Genomic DNA, 21,481 nt, shown 5'->3' on the forward strand with positions numbered 1-21,481 from the left:
GTAAAAATAGTTTATTTGGCTCTTGCAATCGGCATCGTCATACAGCGGGCACCACCACGGCCCCGGCAAAGTTCATGCCCCAAAAACTTGATCGCAATTTTCTTATCCGCTGGATCAAAAGGTTCATTCTTAAATTCTTCAATGAATTCACTTTGATTCATCAAACGGTAGCCATGGTTTTTTAGTTCACGAAAAGTATTGGTATTACGTTCATAACCCACAATGATACCGGGTGCTAAAGCAAAAACGTTCGCTCCGTCGGTCCATTGTTCACGAAATTGATTGGTACGCTCGGCACCACCGCATTTAATGAAGGTCATATGGCGATCCAGGTAATGCTCAAGAGCCTCATGCAGAGAGGGTACCGATTCGGTAACGATGGCCCCACCTCGGGTACTTAAGGCAACGACATTATCCTGGCGTTCGGTGATGGCCGGCGGAAAGGCAATGCATTCCTCTTCATCAGCAAAGGTAAAGATGGTATCCAGGTGCATGGAAGACCGTTGTTTGGGAATATCGACTGCTAAAACGTGCTCAACACCATTGGCAAGCAGTCCTTCGGTTGCCTTCATCAGTCCGCTAAACGAAGTGCGCTCGCTCATGCCGATAAGCACAACTTTGTCGGAGGCGACCAATACGTCTCCGCCTTCGATAGATTCTTGTCGGCCAATATGGATAATGTTATCACGAAATGGGCTAAACAGGGGATGAAATTTTACCAGGGTCTCCATCAGGAGTGCTTCCCGGAGGCGTGCTTTTTTAGCTGGACGTGAAAGCAGGATACTGTTTCCAACAACGGCGGCAAGGTCGCGTGTGAACAGCAAATTGGGAGTTGGGAGCATGGTAAAACCATCAATAGCAGCCGTAGATCCTTCGATCACAAATTGCAATAATTGATGGGGCTCCAAAGCCAGAAGCTCTTTTTCTATGATGTGGATATTTTTATCGCCCAACTGTTTGACAAGCTGTTCCACAAGAAAGCCGCGGGCCTCTTCAGACTGGAGGCATTCCAGGAAAAGATCTCGTATTTCATGAATTTGTCCATCTCCCGGCATGGCTGTATTAAAGACGTTCAGCATCCCGAGATGCTCTCGACGGGCATCATTTTCAAAAATGATATCATCAAAAAGAAGTTGGTCTTTGAGTTCCGGATTGACCAGCGACACCTCTCGTCCGGGGGTGTGAACAATAACGCCTTGAAGGTGGCCGGTTTCAGAATTAACGGATAAATTCATCGTTCGTTGTATAGTTAAAGTTGCAAGGGACAAGCTACAAGCTTTAAGAGATCGTTTTTATAAACGACTGGAGCATTTTTTGTTCTTCTTCAATAAGGCCTAAAATAGGTTCAGCTTTTTTTGTGTTCAATAGTCCAACATTAACAGCAGCTATAATTTGTGTTTCCAGCTCAAAAATTGAGCCTAATGCAATAGTAAGAAATCTTTTATATCCTTTTTGGGTTGACCGACTGCTACCTTCAGCAATATTAGAAGGTATAGATAAGGAAGATCTTGTCATTTGATTTCGAAAGTTAAATTGTTCGTTTGCGGGTAAGTATTCTACCAGCTTATAGCACTGGGTGACGATATCCATACCATTTTGCCAAACGATCAGTTCTTTAAAATTTTTCATAATCTTGCCGCTTGCCTCTTAAGACTAATAGCTTTTAGGAACACGAAATATACGCCTTGATTACCCCATTATTAAATAATCATTTTCAATGAAAAAAGTGCTGAAGAATGACTATTTTTTGCACGATTCACTGATTACTTTCGTTGATAGCTATCTATAAACAGAGCCAAATATTATTAACGATACAGAACATGGCTAACAGATCAGAAATAAAATCGCTTGTCTACCTGCTGGATGACCCGGATCCCTATGTGAAATCAGAGGTGCGGAACCGGCTGTTTGAGCTGGGAGAAACGGCCGTGCCGCTGCTCGATGAGCATAAAAACGAAACGGCGGACCAGGATGAGCGGTCGCTGATCAATGAAATTATTCAGTGGATTACCTACACCAGTGTCGAAGAGGATTTTACCGACGTACTGGCCGGAGGGCTTAACACGCTGGAACAGCTGGAGGAGGCGATCCTTATTTTAGCACGATTCGATAATCCTACATTGCGGGCCAAAGAATACCAGAAAAAGCTGGATCGCTTTGCTCAGATGATAGCCGATGATGTTCGCTACTCTTTATCAGAAATCCAGAAGATGCATAAGGTGCTCGATCTGATATTTACGGATTTGGAATTCTCAGGCAGCACAACGAATTACTACAGTCCGGACAATTCTTACCTGAACAAAGTAATTGATCGACGGGAAGGCTTACCCATTTCTCTGGCCTTGGTCGTCTTGTTTGTTGCGCGCAGGCTGGATTTGCCTTTTCGGGGTGTCGGTATGCCGGTCCACTTTATGCTGATGTACCAGTCCGACCAAGAAGAGGTACTGGTTGATCCATTTGACCATGGAAAAGTGGTGAGCTACAACCAGTGCTATTACTTTTTAAAGCAGAATGGCATTTCCCCCCGGAGTGAACATTTTCGTCCTTCCGGTTATCCCGCTATTCTGGCCCGCAACATTCGTAACTTAATTAATAGTTATGAAAAACAGGAGGCCGATCATAAAGCTGAGAGTTTGCGAAACTTACTCCAGACAGTAGAGATGATGATTGAGCTTTAACGGCTAAGGCCTAGAGCTCAAAACCAAAGGCATCCGTAGGGGTTTTATCAAACCTGAAGGGATTGATCTGCTTAGCCAGCTTATGGAAAGAAGCTGCTTCTTCGGCATTCCCATTAAATTTATGGATATCACCCGCCAGCTTGTATAGCGTTGGATTAGCCGGGGCATGGTCCATCAGATGGCGCAACATGGGGATGGCCTCATCAAAATTCTTGTTTTCAACCTGGATAGCGAGTCGATACAGGTCGGCGCGCAGACTTTCATTTTGAGGTTTCAGCTGATCGAGATAGTGTATACAGCGCGAATAAATATTACGATTGTAATAGAACCGCACCAGCTGGTAAATAAGGGAAGCAGGCAACTCAATGCCCTCCAGGCGATCTTCCAGTCGACGCATAACTTCTCGTTTGTCCATAACCATAAAAAGGTGGACCAGCTGACAGAGTGTCTCGGCATCATGGTCTGAGTTAAAAATTTCTGTCTTCATTTCATCGGTAAAGAGCCGCTCAAATTCTTCTATAATTTCCTGCTCCGGATACAGCGGATTGGCCAGCTCATCCAGTGCCAGAAGCTGGTCGAATGGGCCCAGGGACTTTAACTCCTCTTCAGAAAATTTTTCGATGCCCCATTTTTCGTTAAAATAGGCGACATTCTTCCAGTATTGCTTGCTTTCGGTATCCAAATCCAGCGGAAAGGTAGTTGTACCCAGATGGTGAGTTACCTCGATATGAGGTGCAACGCCGACTTTATAACCATCTGTTCGTGCCTGAAATGAAAGGTCTATGTCTTCGAAGAAAGCCAACTCATAGGCTTTATCCAGACGAAGGCCGGATTCCGTTCGCACCATCATGCAAAAGCTGTCGATATATTCGGTTTCTACCAGCCCCGGACTGGACGCTTCGATGTTACGGCTTGCCTGCTCAGGATTATAGGTTTTGTTGGTAGCCGGACCAATTAAAGCATACTCTGGATGATCCTCCATGAGTGCTTTCAGCTGGGTCAGCGCATCACTGGTAAATTCAATATCATTATGCATGATACAGGCATAGGGGGTGTCTGCTTCTTCCAGGCCCTGATTGACCGAAGCAGGGAATCCATTGTTTTGGTTGTTAGTGATGATCTTACATTGCAGGAATTGCTTTTCTTGAAGCTCCTGCAGATAATCATGCGTATCGTCGAGGCTGGCATTATCGATAACAATTAACTGAAGGTTATCGGTATTGCAGTGCTCAGAAATGGATACCAGGCAATGTTCCAGGGCTCCTTTCCCATAAATGGTCGTTGGAATGATAAGACTGATTTCTGGTTCTGACTTGGGCGCAGCTGTTTCGGCTTCTTGTTCTTCTTCTACTACTTCTTCAGAATCAGTTGTTGTGGTCTCCGTTACAGGAGTTTCGGGCTGATTTTCATTCTCTTTTTGTTCAGGTTCGGTCGGCGTATCGCGGTTGACTTCATGTTTAAGTTCAGAAGCTTCCACAAACCGTCTTTTTCTCTCCAATATCTTAATTTTGAGCTGCTTGGCCGCAGGATGGGAGGGACGCTCTGCCAATACTTCTTCAATTTTTTCAAGGGCCGTGTTTAAACGTCCGTCATCGATCAGCTTAACAGCTTCGTTAAGCAGATCAATATCAAAATCTCGTTCGGTAAGCGGGCGGTCATTGGGTTTTAGCGTCCATAGTTCTTCCAGTATATCGGCCCGTTGATCGCCATGCGGCGTTGTACCCCGCAGCAGAGAAAATAAGATTTCTTGCTGCAACAGAGAATTCGGAGGTTGGACTTCTGCCAACGAGTTGGGACGTGACCACGGTTCTTCGCTCTGCAGGTAAGAATGTTTTTGAAGGCGGGCAGCCAGTTCCAATCCACAGTATGAGTCTATATGAGGACTGAAATATCGGTTTTGAGCCGGAATTTTGGAAAGGTTCCATATAAAGGACTCATCGACGGGCCATTGATCTTGTTTTATAAGTCCCAGCCACTCTGCTTGTTCTGAAGGAACAACCGCTCGCTGCAACAAAGCCGTATGATAAGAAGAGTGCAAGCGATCCAGGTTCTCCAGGAACAGCTCTTCATCAAGCTGATTGATACTGTTGGGTGCCCAAAAGATCGTGCCGCTGCATTGTAAAAGGGCTTCATTAAGGCAGTATCCGCGGCCGGCTGCTTGTTCATGCTGAAAGTAAAATGTCTGCTCATGTTGATAATAATCAAGAACGGATTCTATAACTTGGTCACTGCCATCCGAGGAGGCATCATCAATAACATAGAGCTCAAGAGGGATATCGGAGCATTCATACAGCGATGTAAGTGTAGTTTCAATAACATCTTTTTGATCCTGAACTACAATAGTAACCGTAAGCAGCGGCGTATTAGGCATAAATTACATTTAAGTAATGTAAGTTAGTTTTGTCGAAATATACGAGCTGAAACGAAAAAGGCGAAAATTATTCGGTGAAGAAACTATACGGCGAATTAGACAGGGTGTTAAAAAAGATAAGACTATACTTTTAAATTGACTGAGCAGGGAGATACCGCAAATGATCATGTTTAAACATTTTTATTTCTTAAAATCGAAGAGTAAAAGTTGTACCCGTCTTTTCGTCAGAAGAGACCGTAAGTTGCCCTTCATGTTTGTGCATAATTTGTCTGGACAGGCTGAGACCAATGCCTGAGCCACTTTGAGAAACAGAGTGATTGGTACTGAAAAAAGGAATAAATATTTTTTGTTTATTTTCGGGCTTTATGCCAGGACCATTATCCTTGACTTCAATGATGGCGTGTCCTTGCTTGTCAATTCGGCTGGTTAGGCTTATGCGGGGGACGGATGTTTGTTTTAATATCCGGAAGGCATTTTTAATGAGATTTATAAGAACCTGTTCTATGAGATGTGGATCGGCCGTAATTTCAAGGTCCTCCGGTGTACTTTCCACCGATATGGCGACGTTTTGGCTCATTGCTTCGCCTTTGTTCAGGTTTTTAACGCGCCGAAGGAGCTCAAGGATGCGGAATGGTTGTGGGTCGGGCTCGGGAATTTGCGTAAAGTCGCGGTAGGAGTTGACAAAGTGCATCAGTCCCTGGCTACGCTTGTTGATGGTTGCCAGGGCCTCCTGAACGTCATCAAGTGCCTGGGAACTAACATGGTAGGTTTCGTTACGCTGGGTTGTCTGTTGGTTGATGAGTATCTGAATAGTATTTGAAAGAGACGCAATCGGCGTTATGGAATTCATAATTTCGTGGGCAAGTACATCGGTGAGATTTTGCCAGGCCTCCATTTCTTTATCTTCTAATTCGCTGTGGATATTTTGAAGAGATATCAACTTATAACCGTCTCCCCGCATACGAAATGTTGTAGCAGAAACGGCCAGCTGTAGTGTTCTATTTTCTAATAGCACTCGTACTAATGTGCGGTTGCCACTCTGGAGGTTAGTAATCGTTTTAAAGAGAGAGGCGCTGATCTCTTTAATTTCTTTGATATCCCGCAGAGATGGGATATTAAATAACCGTTTGGTAGCCGGATTTAGCAGTTCAATGGCTCCATTACTCTTAAAGCAGATAAGTCCAATGCCTATATGTTGAACTACCGTCTGTAAATACTGGTAATTTTCTTCTTTTTCTGCACGCTCTTTTTTAAATTCATTGATGACTGTTGAAAAAGCGTCATCTAATTCGGCAAAAGAGCCACCACTTCTGTGCTTTTGAAATGACAGTGAAAAGTCAGAGTAACGGATGGAATTCAGAAAACGACTCAGTTTTCTGTTAGTTTGTTCCACATAGCGGATGAGGGTCATAACCTGCCAAATAATAAGAACCCCCAACAGCCCGATGCTTACATAATACTTGGTACGAACCAGTAAGTAGCACCAGAGCAACAGGATAGCGGTCAGCAGGATAATGCGCCAGGTAACAGTAAAACGAAATTTTTTAAGCATGGTTGTAAAGCTTTTGGTATTCAGCGGTCAGCTATCGGCTGTCAGTAATTAACAAAGTATCATCTGAGAGCTGACGGCTGAGTATTGGTAGCTCTTATAGCTCATACTTTTCTATCCTACGATATAACGAAGCCCGGCTTAGCCCCAGCTCTTCGGCTGTTTGTGAAATATTTCTATCGTGTTTTGCCAAAGCTTTTTGGACCACCTTTTTTTCAACTTCTTTAAGATTAAGACTTTTCAGCGCCGTGGATGGGTTTGCATTGCCAGGCGGCGCCATAAGTAGAAAATCATCCGCCCTCAGCACAGATTTTTCAGTCATTATTACAGCACGTTCCAAAGCATGCCGCAGTTCACGCACGTTGCCCGGCCAGCCATATTCGTGTAGTTTCTGGAGAGCTGACTCCGAGAGGGATTCAATCTTTTTGTCATACTTTTGACTGAATTCGTCTATAAAATGATCAGCGAGCAGCGGGATGTCATCAGTCCGTTCTCGGAGTGGAGGTAGTTGGATTTCGATTGTATTGATCCGATAAAGCAGATCTTGCCGGAATTGTTGGCTTTGTACTTGTTCCCGGATTGGTTCATTCGTAGCGCAAATAAGCCGAATATCGATATCAATAGCTCTGTTGGAGCCGATGCGTCTCACTTTGCGTGTTTCGATGGCTGACAATAATTTTGGTTGCATCTGCAAGGGAAGGTTGCCGATTTCATCCAGAAAGAGAGTGCCGCCGGAGGCCACCTCAAACCGTCCGGCACGTTCTTCTTTAGCATCGGTAAAAGCTCCTTTCTCATGACCGAATAGCTCGCTCTCAAAAAGATGCTCGGGAATTGCGCCCATATCAACGCTGATGAATACGTTCTCGCTGCGGCCTGATCGACGATGTAGGGCCCGGGCCACCAGTTCCTTGCCAGTGCCGTTTTCACCTGTGACAAGTACGTTAGCATCAGTATCGGCTACCTTTTCAATCACCCCAAAAACCTTGTTCATTGCTTCGCTTTGGCCAATTATATCCTGATAGGGCTGATCAATATCGGCACTGAGCTGCTTTTGTTGGTTCTTAAGGGTCTTTACTTCCCGGCGCGATCGGGTAAGATTTAGCGCCGAATGAATCGTAGCAAGCAGTTTTTCATTTTGCCAGGGCTTCATAACAAAATCAGAAGCTCCCATTTTAATCGCTTTCACCGCTTTTTCTACATCCCCATAGGCCGTTATCAACACAACCGCCAGCGAGGGATCGATCTCCAAGATGTTCTGCAGCCACCGGAATCCTTCTCGCCCACTGCTGACATCTTCTGTGAAATTCATATCCAGTATGATGACATCATAGGTATGAGTATTGATTAAGCTGGGTATAGCTCCAGGGTCGGTTGCTGTGTGTACTTTATCCACATGTTGCTTCAAAAAAAGCTTAGCTGCCTGTAGTACATCACGGTCATCATCTATAATAAGAATATTGCCGTTTTTCTTGTTGTCCATTTATTGATCAATTAATTCGCACAGCCTTGCACTTTACCAAACATGTTATATTCAATATTCATACCAAATTTCGTCCGCCTGCCAGCTGCTGTTAGCTTGGCTTATGTTTTCAAATATAAAAGAAACTGTTCAATTTCGAACATCTTCTGTATCAGGCCGAACACCTTGGGTCCTTGCTAAACAGCAATTTCTACCTTTTGAAGGCTAAAAATCGTTGGCACGCATATTGAATATATGTAGTATTACTAACAGTATTGACAAAATACAGCAGGCAGCTAAATGTCAGAAGAGGTTAAAAATCGTATTTCCAGTTCGGGGATGGATAAAAAGGTCGAAAAGAAGGTTTGGACTCCGAAACGGATTGGTATGATCGCGGGCGGGGTAGTCCTTCTTGCACTGTTTATGTACAGTTCCATTTTTATGGATACCCGCTCTACACTGAATGTGGAACGAGAACGGGTGGCCATCAGCACGGTGCAGGAGGATTCCTTCCAAGAGTTCATCCAGGTGGCGGGCACTGTGCAGCCGATACAAACGATCTACTTGGATGCCCTTGAAGGTGGTGTTGTGGAGGAGGTATTTATGGAGTCGGGTACCATGGTTGAAAAAGAGGATACCATACTCACCCTTTCTAATTCAGATCTGAGACTTAGCGTTATGCAGCAGACTTCCTCTATTTATGATCAAATAAATCAAACGCGTAACTCCCGCCTGAATATCGAAACAAATACATTGAGCTTGCGAGAACGGCTGGCCAATGCGGAAAACCAGCTGGAAATTACGCGGTCAGACTATCACCGCCAACAAAAGCTCTACGAAAAAGAATTAATTGCCGAGCAAACCTATATTGAAGCCAAAGAAAATTATGAGTACCAACGAAAACGGTACAACTTGATCTATGAGTCATTCAAACAGGATTCAATTCGTACGGCATTGCAGCTCCGACAGATCGATGAGTCACTCGACCGTATGTGGCGAAGCCTGGAGGCTGTGCAGGGAATACTCGATAAATTGATTATTACTGCTCCCATTTCAGGACAGTTATCCACGGTGGAATTGAATCCCGGGCAATCTATTACACCCGGAGAGCGCATCGGGCAAGTAGATATTCTGGACAGTTTTAAAGTGCGTGTAGGCATTGATGAATTTCATTTGTCCCGGATTTCAAAGGGATTGGAGGGTAGTTTCGCCTTCGCCGGGCAAACGCATCAACTGTATATATCCAAGGTGTATCCGGTAGTAGAAAACGGGCAGTTTGAAGTGGATATGGAGTTTGAGAATGAGTCCCCTTCAGGTCTTCGCCGTGGACAAACGTTGCGTATACGACTGGAGTTGGGGAAATCTTCGGATGCGGTTCTGCTGGCACGCGGTGGTTTCTACCAGGCCACGGGTGGGAGTTGGGTATACGAAGTAAGTGAAGATGGAAACAGTGCAGTTCGACGGGATATTCGTCTTGGTCGACAAAATCCCGAATACTTCGAAATACTATCGGGCCTGGAGCCGGGTGACCGCGTGATCACCTCAAGCTATGACACTTTCGGAGATAATGAGGTGTTGAATCTGCAGTAGCTTTCAAGTAATACCGCTGAAGACAGAATTCCTTACAAACTATTTTCAATACGGCAACCCAAAAAATCGCTAAAGTTGATAGCCGAAAAGCTTCTAAAATAAAAGCTATAAGTACTGAATTGTCCCATAAACCATTTAGAAATAATACCCACTAACCCAACCAGCCATGATCAAAACTAAAAACCTGAAGAAGATTTATACCACCGATGAGGTAGAGACAACGGCATTAGATAATGTAAACCTGCAGATCAAAGAGGGAGAATTTTGTGCCATCATGGGCCCCTCGGGCTGCGGAAAATCTACGTTGCTAAATGTTCTGGGCCTATTGGATAATCCAACCGAAGGCGAATACTATTTTTATGAAGATGAGGTCTCTGACTATTCAGAGAGAGCACGCGCCCGGCTACGTAAGGGGAGGGTTGGGTTTGTCTTTCAGAGTTTTAACCTGATTGACGAACTCACGGTATTTGAAAATGTGGAACTCCCCTTGCTGTACCTGGGAACGTCAACGAATAAGCGCAAGCAGAAAGTCGAAGAGGCCCTTGACCGGATGAATATGATGCACCGCCGCAATCACTTTCCACAGCAGCTCTCCGGCGGCCAGCAGCAGCGCGTGGCCATCGCCCGGGCGGTAGTGGCTGATGCTTCGTTAATACTGGCCGATGAACCGACCGGGAATCTGGACTCCGACCATGGCGATGAAGTAATGAAGCTATTGGCCGAACTCAATGAGCAGGGGACTACCATCGTCATGGTGACGCACTCTCCTTACGATGCCGATTACGCTCGCCGTGTCATCCACCTGTTTGATGGAAGTATTGTCACTGAAAAGATGCAGCAGGGATTCCATGTTTAACGCCCTCTCAACGCTCTGCCGTTAGCTAGCAGCGTAGAAACAGGCGCTGTTCCTGAGGGTTGAAAGCTTACCGCTGAAAACTGAAAGCTATGATCAAAAACTACATTAAAATTGCGATTCGGAATTTGGTCCATCACAAAAGCTATAGCCTGATCAATCTGTTTGGGCTGACAATAAGTATGGCCTGTTGTGTGTTGATAGCTTTGTATATAAACGACGAGGTCAGTTACGATACCTTTCATGAAAAATCTGATCGCATAATTGCAGTGGGAAGTGCCCCCAGCTTTGGCGGACGCATGCTTTCAACGCCTTATCCGCTGGCTGATGCTCTTGTCACGGAAATCCCGGCTGTAGAGAAAGCCGTTCGTGTTGGTGGCGGTACCGGAAGACTTCTTTTGAGCAGAAATGGCAACGATTATATTAATGTGGGTAGCGGAGATTATACAGAACCCGCCTTTTTCGATGTTTTTTCATTCGAATTGCTGAAAGGTAATCCGGGACAGTCTTTGCGCGATCCCAACAGCATCGTGCTGACCCAATCTGCTGCGAACCAACTGTTCAGGGAGGGCGAAGAATTGCTGGGGCAGCCACTTTATTGGCAGAAGAAGGATACCTTAATTACCCTTGAGGTAACAGGAGTGATAGAGGATGCTCCACATAATACATCGGTTAAATATCGCTCCCTCATTTCCTATAACACCCAAGCGGAAAGGTGGCGCGATCCTTCTGCATGGAAGGCATTTTCTCCAAGGACGTATGCTTTGCTTTGCTCAGCCGAATCGTTGGAAACGCTGCCCGGCCAGTTTAAAGAACTTGGGCAAAAGTATTATGAGACGAAGGAAGGCGAGCAATCAACCGATACCTTTTTTGCCATTCCTATAACAGGCCTGCATTTGTCCGAGATTAACTCGTCCGATGGTTTTACCGGTAGCAGAACGTATCTGTATCTGTTTGGATCAGCGGTATTGCTTATCCTGATGATCGCCTGTGTCAACTATATAAATTTGGCTACTGCCCGGGCTTCCCTGAGAGCCAGAGAAGTGGGAGTCCGCAAAGTTGTTGGAGCAGTACGCCGGCAAATAGCCACCCAATTCCTTGGTGAATCCGTACTGCTTGCCATCGTTTCGTATATCATCGGTGTTGGAATAGCTCAGCTGGCTTTGCCTCTTTTTAATGATTTGTTCGGTACAGAAGTAGTTTGGGGAGTATCTCTTTCTTTTTGGCTGTGGCTGCTACTGGCGGCAGCAGGTGTGGGGATATTAGCAGGTATTTATCCGGCACTCTATTTATCATACTTCTCTCCGACAGCCGTATTGCAAGACAAGTTAAAACAAGGGCCTTCAGGGGCCTGGTTGCGAAAGACCCTGGTTGTGGGCCAGTTCGCCATGGCCATAACATTGATTATCAGTGCTTTGGTGCTATATAACCAGCTCGATTATGTACAGGACAAGGATCTGGGCTTTAACGATGAGCAAGTGGTTAGCGTAGGACTGCCTAATGACCAACTATGGAGATTGCGGGATGTTATCCGGGGTAACCTCCTCAGCTCTCCGGGCATTCAGGAGGTGTCTGTGGGCAATAATGTGCCTGGATCTTTCGGTATACGGCTGGGAAATAAACCGACTGATATTTCACCACAAGAGGAAGCCGCTACTCCAGATGAATCCATCTATTTTGCTCCTGCCGTTGTTGATCATCACTTTTTAGATCTGTTGGATATCGATTTGCTTGCCGGCCGCAATTTTTCTCCAAACCTTTCAACCGATAGAGAGCAAGCGTACATCATCAATGAAAAAGCAGCCGAAAAACTAGGCTGGAGCCCAAAGGAAGCGATAGGAAAATCGTTTGGCATACGGAAGGAGGGAAGGGTCATAGGAGTTGCAGAAAACTTTCATATTGCCTCACTGCGGGAAGAAATGGAGCCGGTTGTGCTGCATATGTTTGAACCTTCTTCGTGGTCATCATCCGGGAGCATCCTGGCACGTTTGGAACCGGGTGAGATAGAGGCAGCATTGAATTTTATTGAGACTAATCTGGAAGAGTATGCTCCTCATCAGCCCTTTGAGTATCAATTTTTGGATGAGAAATTTGATACGATGTACCATACCGAGCGCCGACTGGCCAATATTGTAGTACTATTCACCTTTATAATAATTGTTATTGCCTGCCTGGGATTGTATGGATTAGCAGCCTTTTCAGCCGAACGCCGCACCAAGGAAATTGGCATCCGAAAGGTACTGGGGGCATCAGTTTCAGGTATTGTACGCTTGCTGAGTAAAGATTTCCTCAAGTTGGTGCTGCTGGGATTTATGATTGCTGTTCCGGTCAGCTGGTATGTGATAAACCGGTGGCTGCAACGTTTTGCCTATAAAATTGAAATCGGAGCGGGTATTTTCCTATTGGCCGGCGGTGCTGCTGTTCTGATTGCCTTGGCCACAGTCAGCTGGCAATCGATAAAAGCAGCCTTAATGAATCCTGTAAACAGTTTGAGGAGTGAATGATTGATGAGCTGTCAGTTATTAGCTTTCAGCCGTAAGAAAGGCAGAACTGAAAGCTGACGGCTGATTGCTGAAAGCTAAAAAAATGCTTAAAAATTATATCAAAATAGCGTTTCGAAAGCTAAAGAAGAACAAGCTGGAGTCTTTGATCAGCATCGGTGGCTTAGCCGTTGGTATAGCCTGTTGTATCCTGCTGATGCTTTCCGTACGGTTTGAATGGACCTATGATGACTTCCATGAGAACAGAGATCGTATTTTTCGTCTTGTGGATTCCAGAACCAATGCTAAAGGCGAAATTCGGCGTTCCCTAATACACCCCTTTCCCATGGCCACAGCACTGGATTCTACGTTTCCAGCAATTGAACGTACCGTGCGCTTAACCCAAAGTATGCTTAAAGTTCAGATAGATGCAAAGTTCTATAAGGAACCAGCGCTTGTTGCCGGTCCCGCTTTTTTTCAAATTTTTAGTTTCCCACTACAAGCAGGTGACGAGAAAACGGCGCTGTCCGATCCCAATAGTGTGGTATTATCCGAAAGTATGGCAAAGCGCTTATATGGTGATGACCCGGCGATAGGAAAGACAATGGTATTAAAAATCAATGGGGAGCAACGAGTACACACCGTTACTGGCATTGCAAAAGAAGTACCTGCCAATTCCAGCATAACCTTTGATATCGTTGTTCCATTTGAGGCAATGATGGCGACTTATCCCAAAGAGCGGAGAAAGACGGAACGAGAATCATGGCATATGGGCAATAGTATTACATGGGTACTGACAAAAGAAAAAGCATCCCAAAGAGCTTTGGAGGAGACCTTTCCATCCTTTTTGGAAACGCATTACGGGTCGCGGGCAGAAAATATAACAATCAGTCTGCAGCCGTTGGAGGAGGTTTATTTTAGTCAGTTCGATTCATATAGCATAGCAAAACATACCGATCTGCAATATACGCTTATATTAGTCGCGATTGCACTGGTCATTTTGGGTATCGCTGGCTTTAACTTTATAGGATTAACGTTAAGTCGGATATCGAGCCGTCATAATGAGCTGGGCATCCGTAAAGCAGCGGGGGCCTTGAAAAAGCAGCTCAGCATGCAGATGATAGGTGAAATTTTTATCACCAGTAGTATTGCATTGCTTATCGGCATGGGGCTGGCGGAACTGTTGGCACCCTATTTTCGTGAGCTCACTCAAAAGCCTATCCATTCAGATGTTTTTGCAGACCCAATAGCATGGTTGCTACTGCTTTCTATAATTCCTATCACCACTCTTATTACGGGCATTTATCCAGCCTATGTCATCTTTAGAAGAAATTTGTCTTTGCTGATTGGCTCACAACGATCTGCCGGGCAAATTCCTGCCTTTGTGAAAGGCTTGGTAGTCGTGCAATTTGCACTTTCAATAATATTCTTGGTTGTAGCTTTTTCTATCCAAAAGCAGATCAATTTTTTATCCAATAAAGACTTGGGGCTCTCCCCAACCAATGTCATTGCTATCGAGTCTGCTATAAACAGTAAGGAAAGCAGTACGAGGGTTCGTGTCTTTCGTCAGAGGGCTGAAGGATTACCAGCCGTACAGCAAATAGCTCTTACCAACAGTAGTTACAATCGGATTTTATCCTATGGAGCAGGGATGGCCACTTGGACGAGTAGCACGACCTTAGAAGGATTTGGAGGTGGGGTCAGGTCAGAAATAGTGGATGAGCATTTTTTTGAGACGCTTGATATTGATCTAATTAAAGGCCACAACTTTTCGATGGATCGAAAGTCCAGTATTGAAAAAGGAATTTTAGTTAATGAACAATTTGCTGAAGTGATGGGCTGGGAGGATCCGGTTGGAAAAACCATTAATGACAATACAGAATCGTGGCAAGCGCCACTCGACGGCAAGAAAGTGCTGGGAGTTATAGGAGACTATCATTTCCAACCTCTCTACAGTAAAATACAGCCATTATTTTTGAGGCACATCAATTCGGAGGAAGGTCAAGAAACAGGAACCATTGTAGTTAAGGTTAAAAATGAAGCGATGGGAGAGGCCCTGGAAGAACTTGATCAACTATGGAATGAACTATTTCCGCAACTGCCTTTTAATTATGCTTTTTTGGATGAGCTTCTTGAAAGCCAGTATAAATCAGAGCAGCGATGGAGCCTGATTATGAAATTGGCTTCAGGTCTTGCGGTACTTTTGGCTTGTTTTGGATTATTTGGGTTAGCTACATTGGTCGCCCAACGCCGCACCAAAGAAATTGGGATCCGAAAGGCCTTGGGAGCATCAGTTCTAAGTATCGTTAGTCTGTTAAGCAAGGATTTCCTGAAGTTGGTACTACTTGGATTTGTGATAGCAGTTCCGGTCAGCTGGTATCTAATGAGTCAGTGGCTGCAGCGTTTTGCCTATAAAATTGAGGTCACTCCCGTTATCTTTCTGATGGCGGGGGGCGGTGCAATGTTTATCGCATTGTTTACCGTAAGCTGGCAATCGATTCGGGCAGCACTGGCCAATCCCGTAGAAAGTCTAAGAAGCGAATGATAATGGACTGAAAGCTTAAGAATATGTTTATAAACTATATCAAAATAGCTTGGCGGAACTTGGTGAACAACAAGTTTTTTTCAATCATAAATATCACAGGATTAGCTCTGGGAATTGCTTCGGTACTGCTGTGTTTTCTATACATCCAACATGAATTGAGCTTTGACGAGTATCATAAAAAGAAGGATCGGATTTATCGTATTACTTCTTATGGAGGGTTTAATGCGAAAGAATGGAAAGTTTATACGTCGGGAAATCCGGTAGCAGAGATGCGCAACAACGTTTCGGGAGTGGAAGATGCCGCTCGTATGAAACGTTGCGGAGGTGAACCTATAACTGTTGGTGATGAAGATTATCGGGATGTAGAGATAACTTGTACGGAATCAAACCTTTTCAATATTTTTTCCTTTCCGCTAATAGCTGGTTCAAAGAATGGTGTGCTGGATACCCCTTTTGCCGCGGTCATATCACAAAGTACAGCTGATCGTCTTTTTGGAGATGAAAATCCTATCGGCCAAAGTATTACTCTTAATTGGCACGAGGGAAGAGAAGATTTTGAAGTAACGGGAGTAATAAAAGACATTCCCGTAAACTCGCACTTTAAATATGACGTTTTCTTATCCTACAAATCGCTGGAGAGTACACCAATTTGTCTTGATTGCGGGAATTTGATGTATACGCTATTGGACCAAGATGCTGATACAGCCGCAATAGCCGATTTGGTGTTGGACCATATCCGAGAAATAGACGGCAAAGAATATGTAGAAGATATTCGGTTGCAACCCCTCGATGATGTCTATTTTTCCAGCCTGGGTGCTCAGCGGCAAGGAAGTTGGCAATACGTGCAAGTCATCACATTGATTGCACTGGTAATTCTTGCCCTGGGCTGTGGGAATTATATCAATTTGACCACCGCTCGCTATTCTCAGCGTTCAAATGAGATAGGCATCCGAAAGGCTATTGGAGCAGATCGCTTACAGCTGATCCGACAGTTTTTATCTGAGGCTTTATTGGTTACGTTATTTGCTTTGCCTCTGGCACTTCTCTTGCTTGAACTGTCGTTGCCTTGGTTCAACATCTATGCCAAAACCCAAATAAGCCTTAATGTTGTTAATAATATATGGTTTTATGTTGCTCTGCTTTGCCTGGTAGCGATTACTGGTATACTGTCGGGGATCTATCCAGCACTTTATATTTCAGGACTTCAGTCTCAAGAAATATTGAAGGGAAAGCGCGATATACAGTCAGGATCGGGCCTTCTACGAAAGGGATTGGTTATACTTCAATTTGTGGCCAGCGTAGTGATGCTTACAGTGACTGCTCTAATATTACAACAACTCCAATATATACAGCAGAAGAATCTGGGTTTTGATTCCGATAAACTTGTGAGTATAAAAATTGATGATCCTGCTTTGATTAGGCAGGGAAATGCTATTAAGCAAGAATTAATAAGTCAGAGCACCATTGAGGCAGTTACTGCGAGTGCGACTCCGGCCACCGGTCGTTTTGCGAGGACGCGCTTTACGTTTCAGAGCGATTCGATTCCTGATAAAAAGTATACATTTGTCAATCCCCGGATTGATGAAGATTTTATCAGAACGATGGGAATACCTTTAGTGGCCGGGCGAAACATTTCATCCGGCGGTGCTACCAAAAACCAAGAAGCGTTAATCAATGAAACCGGTGTAAAGGCTCTTGGTTTTCATGATCCCGAAGATATCTTGGGACGGATAATTGGTCGAGTTGAAGTAGTAGGGGTTGTAAAAGATTTTCATATAGAGAATCTGAGGAAGGAAATTGAGCCGGTCTTTCTAAGGTCTAACCAATTGAATAGAGCATATTTTGTAACGGTTCGCCTTACAGCTGGAAATATTAGTGAGGGTTTGGATGATTTACGTTCGGTATGGGCAAAACTGGGTTCCTCATCCCCTTTGAATTTTACTTTTGCAAATGATTTGATTCAACAGCAGTATGAGCAAGAGCAACATACCGTATGGGTGATAGGTATATTTGCCGGTATATCTATCTTAATTGCCTGCATGGGAGTGCTAGGGTTGGCCGCATTTACGGCTCAACGCCGTACCAAAGAGATTGGTGTCCGAAAAGTTCTGGGAGCTACAACCGTAAATATTGTGGCTCTACTTGGTAAATATTTTTTAAAACTACTAATGCTGAGCTTTATCATAGCTGTTCCGATAGCTTGGTATGTGATGGGTCAATGGCTGCAAAACTTCAGCTATAAAATTGAAATAGGTCCCGGTGTATTTTTGTTGGCTGGGGGAATTATTTTGATTATTGCAATATCTACAGTCAGCTGGCAGAGCATCCGGGCGGCGTTGGTAAATCCGGTGAAGTCTCTTCGGATGGAATAATAAGGGACAAGTCCAGAGGGAACGATTTCTTGAATCTATATATTTAATACGTGAGTTACTTTAGATCAAAGTGTAGCATTTGCATGAGACAGTCGGTTATAGGATTCATCATTATTTTATTAGGAATATTCGCTTACCCTGTAAACGGGAAGACTCAAGCGATTCACTCTTTACAACAAATCAATCAAGAGGCTTCCGAGATTCCTTCGGTCACCAGCTTGCTCATTCAACAGGATGGGGAGCTGATCAGTGAGCGTTATTTCCATGGGATGGATGAGGATGATTTTGCCAATATAAAGTCGGCCTCCAAAAGCATCATCTCTTTGTTGGTAGGTATTGCTGTTGATAAGGAGTTTTTAGAAGGCGTTAATCAGCCAATCGGACCTTTCTTTAAAGATTATTTCCAGGCTCATCCGGATTCTGTAAAAGAAAACCTCACAATAAAGAATTTGCTGACGATGCAGGCGGGACTGGAAACGACGAGTTTCCATAACTATGGAGCTTGGGTAACAAGCAATGACTGGGTTAGGTTTACGCTGGGGCAACCTATGGCTGCCCGCCCCGGCGGAGATATGGCATACAGTACCGGAATTTCACATCTGCTTTCTGTAATCTTAACCAAAGCCACGGGTCAAAGTACAAGAGCTTTTGCCAATGAGCATCTTTTTGCCCCAATGGGGGTAACAGTTGGAGGATGGGATCGTGATCCCCAGGGGTATTATATGGGCGGAAACAATATGGCGTTACGTCCGGCCGGTATGCTGAAAATTGGACAGATGGTGATGAATAAAGGCATCTATCAGAGTAAGCGGATTATATCGGAAGCGTGGCTTCAAGATTCTTTTCAAACCTACACGCGTAGCAACTTCAATCCTTATAACTATGGATATATGTGGTGGAAAAAGCCCGTCGGTGAATTTCAGGTCCATTTCGCCTGGGGGTTTGGCGGTCAATATATTTTTATGATTCCAGATCTGAATGCTGTTGTTGTGTTAACCGGTTCATTGCAGAATGCGGATCAGTCTCGTTCGTACAAAGAGCCGGTTTTTGAACTATTAAGAGAAGATATCCTGCCATTTCTATCCCAGTGAAGCTCTACTTAATTTAATTGAGATCACTGTAGCTTTCCCAAGGGGCAAATAATGGTTGGATTTATCGCGTTGAATTGATTAAGGTAAGCGTACAGTTCATATCTAATTAAGGATAAAAGACTATGGATCAACTATGTAGAGTTAATATCCTGATATTTGCCGTAGTATTGCTGGCTCAGGGGTGTGCGAGTAGCGGTGGCTTAGGCAGTTCAGCTAATAAGCGCATTTATGGCAAAGATTATGAATCCATGAAGGGAATTGTCAGAGATGTGATACAAGGCCGTCAGTTAAATATTGATTCTGTAACAGAAGCTAAAGACAAGCAGGAAATATCCTTGATCATAAGCAGGACGAAATATGTGAATGACAGTACTACTTCTCAGAATCAAGGGAAAGTTATTATTGAGGCTATTAATGACCAGGAAAGCAGCGTGCAAATTGAAAATCCTGATTATCATTTTTCAGTGCCTGAGCATCAGAGAGAGGCTTATCAACGCCTCTTGTTTTCACAGTTAGAGAAATATGAGAAGGAAGAACAGACACCATCTGATAATTAGAAACAGTAAATAAGATATTCCTGAGAACAATAATATGAGGCTTAAAAAAGTATTACCATTTATATGTATCATAGGGTTCATTATTAATGGCTGTGGAACCGAATCCGACCAACAGCCTGCCCTTCACTATGATGTACGGTTCCCCAATGGGGTTCATAATGAAGCTGAAATTACCCTGGCAATGACCAATTTGCTTCCCGGTAAGGTTAATATCGCGATGAGTCGTACCTCGCCCGGACGCTATGCCCTCCATGAGTTTGCCAAAAATGTCTATAACGTGACGGCTACGGACAGTAAAGGAGATACCCTAACTATAGCACGCCCGGATTTGCACCATTGGGAGGTTGAAAGTCACGATGGGACCATCAAATTTCATTATACTCTCTTTGGAACGCGCGCGGATGGCACTTATTCGGGAATTAACGAGCAGCATGCCCATCTGAACATGCCGGCTTCTTTTGCCTGGGTTCCGAATTTGCCCAATACCCCGATAACGGTCAGCTTCCATCCGCCAGAAGGAAGCAACTGGAAAGCGGCGACGCAATTGCAGCCGACGGATGATGAAATGCGTTTTTGGGCACCGAATTACCAGTACTTTTTTGACAGCCCAACCGAGCTCAGTGATCATATGATAGCCGAGTGGCCCGCCCCGGCGGATACTGCCAACCAAACGATAGGGTTGGCCGTTCATCACAACGGCACCCAACAACAGGTCAACACCTATGCTGAGATGGCGCAGAAAGTGGTCGCAGAACAAGTAGCTATCTATGGAACACCCGCTGACTTTGACTATAACACTTATACCTTCATCGCTGATTACCTGCCGTATGTCTATGGCGATGGGATGGAGCATCGTAATTCCACCATATTAACGAGCCAGCGTTCACTCGAAGGGGATGGAGCCTTGCAAAATTTATATACCCTCTCGCACGAGTTTTTCCACAGTTGGAATGTAGAACGAATTCGTCCCCAATCGCTTGAGCCTTTTAAGTTTATGGAAGCCAATGTATCCGGAGATTTATGGTTTGCCGAAGGGTTTACCAGCTACTATGATGACTTGACGATTCGGCGAGCAGGGCTCATCTCCGACCAGAAATATGCGGCAGACTGGGCCGGCACCTTAAACTATGTGCTTAATTCGCCGGGCAACAGTTATTATAATCCTATTGAGATGAGTCGGCAGGCGCCTTTTGTGGATGCAGCCGCTTCTGTAGATGCTCAGAATAAATCCAATACTTTTATTTCTTACTATTCCTGGGGTGCCGTATTGGGGTTGGGGCTGGATCTTAGCCTCCGGTCCACTTTTGAGGATGTGACACTGGATGATTATATGCGCCGGGTGTGGGAAAAATATGGGGTGAAGGAAGAACCTTATCAAATAACTGATCTGCAGGAGACGCTTGCCGAGGTGACGGATAGCACTGAATTCGCAGAGCAGTTTTTTGCCAACCATATTTATAGAGGCCAGCATGTGGATTTAAAGTCCTTGTTTGCAAATGCCGGCTTTGCATTACAGCAAGCCGATACCTCTCAGCCGGTACTCAGTTTTGGTACTGCAAAAATTGACTACAGAGATGGGCAGGCGGTGGTAGCCCGGCAGACTCAGGTTGGCAGTCCGTTGTATGAGGCAGGGCTGAATAAGGATGATATCCTTATCTCGCTCGACGGTGAACAAATAACCAATGCACAGATCCTGAATAAATTACTCGCAAAGCATAAAGCCGATGACCAGCTGCCGGTCAAATATAGTTCGCTGGGCGTCGAAAAGGAGGGGATAATACGACTGGCCAAAAATCCAGCCTTGGAAGTTATCCCGTATGAACAGTTGGATGACCGATCTCTAACGGACGAAATGAAAGCGTTTCGCCAAAACTGGCTGGGTTCGAAAGCCGGGAAATAATTATAGAACGTGTTCATATAATCGTTTTGTATAACT

General features: G+C 44.6%; 14 protein-coding genes. 9 read left to right on the plus strand and 5 right to left on the minus strand.

Annotated features, from left to right (window positions below; translation table 11 throughout):
* Positions 1-11: 11 nt before the first annotated feature.
* A complete protein-coding gene (locus J6I44_RS08600) occupies positions 12-1,235 on the minus strand; it encodes an arginine deiminase (RefSeq protein ID WP_265765664.1) in 1,224 nt (407 codons plus the stop codon).
* Between the two features lie 43 nt (positions 1,236-1,278).
* Positions 1,279-1,629: a four helix bundle protein gene (locus J6I44_RS08605; protein ID WP_265765665.1), complete on the minus strand. Its 351-nt coding sequence runs from the start codon at positions 1,627-1,629 to the stop codon at positions 1,279-1,281.
* 191 nt (positions 1,630-1,820) lie between these two features.
* On the opposite strand from J6I44_RS08605, the gene J6I44_RS08610 reads away from it, so the two are divergent.
* Positions 1,821-2,678 (plus strand): transglutaminase family protein, encoded by an 858-nt coding sequence (locus tag J6I44_RS08610; RefSeq protein WP_265765666.1) that lies wholly within the window; start codon positions 1,821-1,823, stop codon positions 2,676-2,678.
* A gap of 10 nt (positions 2,679-2,688) precedes the next feature.
* Here the strand turns inward: J6I44_RS08610 and J6I44_RS08615 are convergent, their stop codons facing one another.
* The 3 genes from J6I44_RS08615 to J6I44_RS08625 all read right to left on the minus strand — a co-directional run bounded on the left by J6I44_RS08615 (position 2,689) and on the right by J6I44_RS08625 (position 8,078).
* Positions 2,689-5,049: a glycosyltransferase gene (locus J6I44_RS08615; protein WP_265765668.1), complete on the minus strand. Its 2,361-nt coding sequence runs from the start codon at positions 5,047-5,049 to the stop codon at positions 2,689-2,691.
* Positions 5,050-5,236: 187 nt separating this feature from the next.
* Positions 5,237-6,601, minus strand: coding sequence for a sensor histidine kinase (locus J6I44_RS08620; protein WP_265765669.1), 1,365 nt, complete (start codon positions 6,599-6,601; stop codon positions 5,237-5,239).
* 94 nt (positions 6,602-6,695) lie between these two features.
* Complete coding sequence (locus J6I44_RS08625) at positions 6,696-8,078, minus strand: sigma-54-dependent transcriptional regulator (protein WP_265765670.1); 1,383 nt, start codon at positions 8,076-8,078, stop codon at positions 6,696-6,698.
* A 279-nt stretch (positions 8,079-8,357) separates the two neighbouring features.
* Here J6I44_RS08625 and J6I44_RS08630 point away from each other — a divergent pair, with 279 nt between their 5' ends.
* From J6I44_RS08630 to J6I44_RS08665, 8 genes are all read left to right on the plus strand, one after another.
* Positions 8,358-9,647, plus strand: a complete 1,290-nt coding sequence (locus J6I44_RS08630; RefSeq protein ID WP_265765671.1) for an efflux RND transporter periplasmic adaptor subunit — start codon at positions 8,358-8,360, stop codon at positions 9,645-9,647.
* Between the two features lie 166 nt (positions 9,648-9,813).
* Positions 9,814-10,503 carry an ABC transporter ATP-binding protein gene (locus J6I44_RS08635; RefSeq protein WP_265765672.1) on the plus strand — a complete coding sequence of 230 codons (690 nt, stop codon included), beginning with the start codon at positions 9,814-9,816 and terminating at the stop codon, positions 10,501-10,503.
* A gap of 89 nt (positions 10,504-10,592) precedes the next feature.
* Positions 10,593-13,004 (plus strand): ABC transporter permease, encoded by a 2,412-nt coding sequence (locus J6I44_RS08640; RefSeq protein ID WP_265765673.1) that lies wholly within the window; start codon positions 10,593-10,595, stop codon positions 13,002-13,004.
* 82 nt (positions 13,005-13,086) lie between these two features.
* Positions 13,087-15,525, plus strand: coding sequence for an ABC transporter permease (locus J6I44_RS08645; protein WP_265765674.1), 2,439 nt, complete (start codon positions 13,087-13,089; stop codon positions 15,523-15,525).
* 62 nt (positions 15,526-15,587) lie between these two features.
* On the plus strand, positions 15,588-17,897 hold the full coding sequence (locus J6I44_RS08650) for an ABC transporter permease (protein ID WP_265765675.1): 2,310 nt from the start codon (positions 15,588-15,590) through the stop codon (positions 17,895-17,897).
* A gap of 83 nt (positions 17,898-17,980) precedes the next feature.
* Entirely contained in the window at positions 17,981-18,988 is a 1,008-nt protein-coding gene (locus tag J6I44_RS08655) for a serine hydrolase domain-containing protein (protein WP_265765676.1), read from the plus strand.
* A gap of 122 nt (positions 18,989-19,110) precedes the next feature.
* A complete protein-coding gene (locus J6I44_RS08660; RefSeq protein WP_265765677.1) occupies positions 19,111-19,545 on the plus strand; it encodes a hypothetical protein in 435 nt (144 codons plus the stop codon).
* Positions 19,546-19,579: 34 nt separating this feature from the next.
* Positions 19,580-21,445 carry a M61 family metallopeptidase gene (locus J6I44_RS08665; protein ID WP_265765678.1) on the plus strand — a complete coding sequence of 622 codons (1,866 nt, stop codon included), beginning with the start codon at positions 19,580-19,582 and terminating at the stop codon, positions 21,443-21,445.
* The last annotated feature ends 36 nt before the right edge of the window (positions 21,446-21,481 follow it).

It is taken from the genome of Fodinibius salsisoli (assembly GCF_026229185.1).
GTDB classification, from domain to species: Bacteria; Bacteroidota; Rhodothermia; order Balneolales; family Balneolaceae; genus Fodinibius; species Fodinibius salsisoli.

Bases quoted from the DNA above. Each gene is read 5' to 3' on its own strand.
- J6I44_RS08630 (WP_265765671.1), top strand. From the start codon at position 8,358: ATGTCAGAAGAGGTTAAAAATCGTATTTCCAGTTCGGGGATGGATAAA.
- J6I44_RS08665 (WP_265765678.1), top strand. From the start codon at position 19,580: ATGAGGCTTAAAAAAGTATTACCATTTATATGTATCATAGGGTTCATT.
- J6I44_RS08600 (WP_265765664.1), bottom strand. From the start codon at position 1,235: ATGAATTTATCCGTTAATTCTGAAACCGGCCACCTTCAAGGCGTTATT.
- J6I44_RS08640 (WP_265765673.1), top strand. From the start codon at position 10,593: ATGATCAAAAACTACATTAAAATTGCGATTCGGAATTTGGTCCATCAC.
- J6I44_RS08605 (WP_265765665.1), bottom strand. From the start codon at position 1,629: ATGAAAAATTTTAAAGAACTGATCGTTTGGCAAAATGGTATGGATATC.
- J6I44_RS08660 (WP_265765677.1), top strand. From the start codon at position 19,111: ATGGATCAACTATGTAGAGTTAATATCCTGATATTTGCCGTAGTATTG.
- J6I44_RS08615 (WP_265765668.1), bottom strand. From the start codon at position 5,049: ATGCCTAATACGCCGCTGCTTACGGTTACTATTGTAGTTCAGGATCAA.
- J6I44_RS08635 (WP_265765672.1), top strand. From the start codon at position 9,814: ATGATCAAAACTAAAAACCTGAAGAAGATTTATACCACCGATGAGGTA.
- J6I44_RS08645 (WP_265765674.1), top strand. From the start codon at position 13,087: ATGCTTAAAAATTATATCAAAATAGCGTTTCGAAAGCTAAAGAAGAAC.
- J6I44_RS08620 (WP_265765669.1), bottom strand. From the start codon at position 6,601: ATGCTTAAAAAATTTCGTTTTACTGTTACCTGGCGCATTATCCTGCTG.
- J6I44_RS08625 (WP_265765670.1), bottom strand. From the start codon at position 8,078: ATGGACAACAAGAAAAACGGCAATATTCTTATTATAGATGATGACCGT.
- J6I44_RS08655 (WP_265765676.1), top strand. From the start codon at position 17,981: ATGAGACAGTCGGTTATAGGATTCATCATTATTTTATTAGGAATATTC.
- J6I44_RS08610 (WP_265765666.1), top strand. From the start codon at position 1,821: ATGGCTAACAGATCAGAAATAAAATCGCTTGTCTACCTGCTGGATGAC.